Origin of the sequence: Methylobacterium sp. WL64, assembly GCF_008039945.1 — a bacterium.
In the GTDB taxonomy this organism is placed as follows: domain Bacteria; phylum Pseudomonadota; class Alphaproteobacteria; order Rhizobiales; family Beijerinckiaceae; genus Methylobacterium.
In genome coordinates this window covers 1-2,499 of sequence record NZ_VRVA01000258.1, presented here as the reverse complement: position 1 = coordinate 2,499, position 2,499 = coordinate 1, and the positions used below count along the sequence as shown (strand labels likewise).

The window sequence follows — 2,499 nt, the reverse complement described above, 5'->3', positions numbered from 1 at the left end:
GGCAAATCCACCACAGCGCAGGGCATCATGCGCCTCGTTCCGGCGACCGCCGGCCACGTCGTCCTCGACGGCGAGGACATCCTCGGCCTCCGGGGCGCCCGGTTGCGGCAGGCGCGCCGCCACATCCAGATGGTGTTCCAGGACCCGTTCGCGTCGCTCGATCCCCGCCGCTGTGCCGGCGACCTCGTGGCCGAGCCGCTCCGGCTGCTGGAGGGGCTGTCGCGCAAGCAGGCCGCGGCGCGGCTCGACGCGCTGTTCGCTGCGGTGGGCCTGCCACCGGAGGCCAAAAGCCTGTTCCCGCATCAGTTCTCGGGGGGGCAACGCCAGCGCCTGTGCATCGCCCGGGCCCTGGCGACCGAGCCCGACATCATCGTCTGCGACGAGGCGGTCTCGGCCCTCGACGTCGCCATCCAGGCGCAGATCCTCAACCTCCTGGCCAGGCTCCAGGCCGAGCGAGGGCTCGCCTACATCTTCATCTCGCACGATCTCGGCGTGGTGCAGCACCTCTGCGACGAGGTCGCGGTGATGTATCTCGGCCGGATCGTCGAGCAGGCGCCGACGCGGACATTCTTCTCCGCCCCGCGCCACCCCTATAGCTGGTCGCTGATCTCGGCGGCGGTGCCGGCCGGTCCGGCACGGGAGGCCCTGAAGGCCCGCTACCTCGTGCGCGGCGAGCCGCCGAGCCCGATCGATCCGCCCGCGGGCTGCCGGTTCGCCGGGCGCTGTCCGTTCGCGGTCGAGCGGTGCAGGGCCGAGGATCCGGCCCTGCTCGCGACGGGCCACGGTCACTACGTCGCCTGTCACCGTGTCGGCGAGATCGAGGCGCCGAACTTCGATCAGGCACAGGCTGCCTGACCATCCGGCGGTACCTCCCGACATGACAAGGGCCGCCCCGAACCGACCGGGCGGCCCATCCGAAGAGGGCCGGGTTATTCGTTCCCGCAGACAGCCGGGTCAGGCCGCCTCGTCGCGGTGGTGGTACCAGCGATACAGCATCCGCTGCCCGAGACGCCGGAACGGCGCGAAGGGGTGGCTCGGCAAGGATCCCTCGAAGATCGGCAGACCCGCGAGCTTGCGACCTGCCACCAGCCCGGCGAGCCGGCGGCCAGCCTGAGCGGAGAACGAGACGCCGTTGCCGCCATAGCCCAGGGCGTAGAACAGCGGCTGGTCCGGCTCCGGCTGAACGATCCGGGGCATCATGTCGTGGCTGACATCGACCCAGCCCCACCAGGAATAGTCGATCGCAATGCCTTCGAGCGCCGGGAATTTCTGGTGCAGGCCATCGACCAGGAGGCGGAGGTGGCGCGGGTTGGTCGCGTCCGCCCCGGTGATGGCGCTGCGGCTGCCGATCTGGACCCGGTTGTCGGGTAGCCGGCGGTAGTAGAAGCGCAGGGTGCGGGTGTCCGTGACGAAGGTGGTGGTCCGCAACGTCGCGGCGATCTCGTCCTGCGTCAGCGGGCGGGTGACCAGGGAATTGGACAGGATCGGCATGATCCGGCTGCGCAGGCGCGGGTGCAGTCCCTGGCTGGTGTAGCCCCCCGTGGCGATCGCGACTGCACGGGCCCGAACGGTTCCGTGGGGTGTGCGCACCCGGAATCCGGCGCCGTCGCGGTCGATCCCGAGCACCGGGCTGGCGGGGTGGATCCGCGCGCCCGCCGCCCGCGCGGCCCGGAGATACCCGAAGGCGAACTTCGCCGGGTGGATGCCGATACCCAACGGCTCATGGAGTGCACCGACCGCCCCGGCCTCGTCGAGCCAGTCGCGCCGCAACTCGTCCGGGCCGAGCATCCGGGTGCGATACCCGAACACCGCGTTGGCGACCTCGCATTCGGCTGCCAGCTTGGCGAAGGTGCGCGCCCGATGGGCGACGTAGATGTGGCCGCCAGGCTGCGGATCGGGGTCGAATTCGCGGACGAGGTCGGAGAAGTATGAGAACCCGTCCTGGATCTCGGCGTGGAGCCGGAGCGCGGTCTCCCGACCGTAGCGGGCGATCCATTGCGAGCGGCTGAGCCGGCCCGACGCGTTCTGGCCCTGGCCCCCGTTGCGGGTGCTGCAGCCCCACGCAACCCGGTTGGCCTCCAGCACGGTGGCTTTGATGCCGTGATCGCGGGCGAGGCTGAGGGCGCAGGACAGGCCGGTGAGGCCCGAGCCGACGATCACCACGTCGGCATCGACGTCGCCCGTGATCGGGCCGTCATCCTCCGGCGGAGGGCCGGCGGTGGCCACCCAGTAGGTCGGCGCGTAGGCGCGGTTCGTGCCAGGGGTCGCGCTGGTCAGGGGATCGTAGGTCGGATCGTAGGGCGCGCCGGTCGGGCGTGGCACGGGATCGGGGGTCAGGCTCACGGTCCGCCTCCCTCAGGCCGCCTGGACCGGGCGGTCCTTGCGGAAGGCGCTCTTGCGGGCGATCAGCCTTCCCTCGAACACGAACAGGTCGACCCCCTCCACGGCGACCCGGCCGCCATCGGCCCGGGTGCCGGTGAACAGCCATTCCGACGTGGC

At 71.3% G+C, this 2,499-nt stretch carries 2 protein-coding genes; one reads left to right on the top strand and one right to left on the bottom strand.

Annotated elements, in window-relative coordinates:
* Nucleotides 1-855, top strand: an 855-nt coding sequence (locus tag FV242_RS33600) for an oligopeptide/dipeptide ABC transporter ATP-binding protein (RefSeq protein ID WP_147941979.1), incomplete at its 5' end; no start/stop codon positions are given.
* A 99-nt stretch (nt 856-954) separates the two neighbouring features.
* On the opposite strand, the gene FV242_RS33595 is transcribed toward FV242_RS33600, so the two are convergent.
* Nucleotides 955-2,343 carry an FAD-binding oxidoreductase gene (locus FV242_RS33595; protein WP_187278681.1) on the bottom strand — a complete coding sequence of 463 codons (1,389 nt, stop codon included), beginning with the start codon at nt 2,341-2,343 and terminating at the stop codon, nt 955-957.
* Nucleotides 2,344-2,499 lie beyond the last annotated feature (156 nt).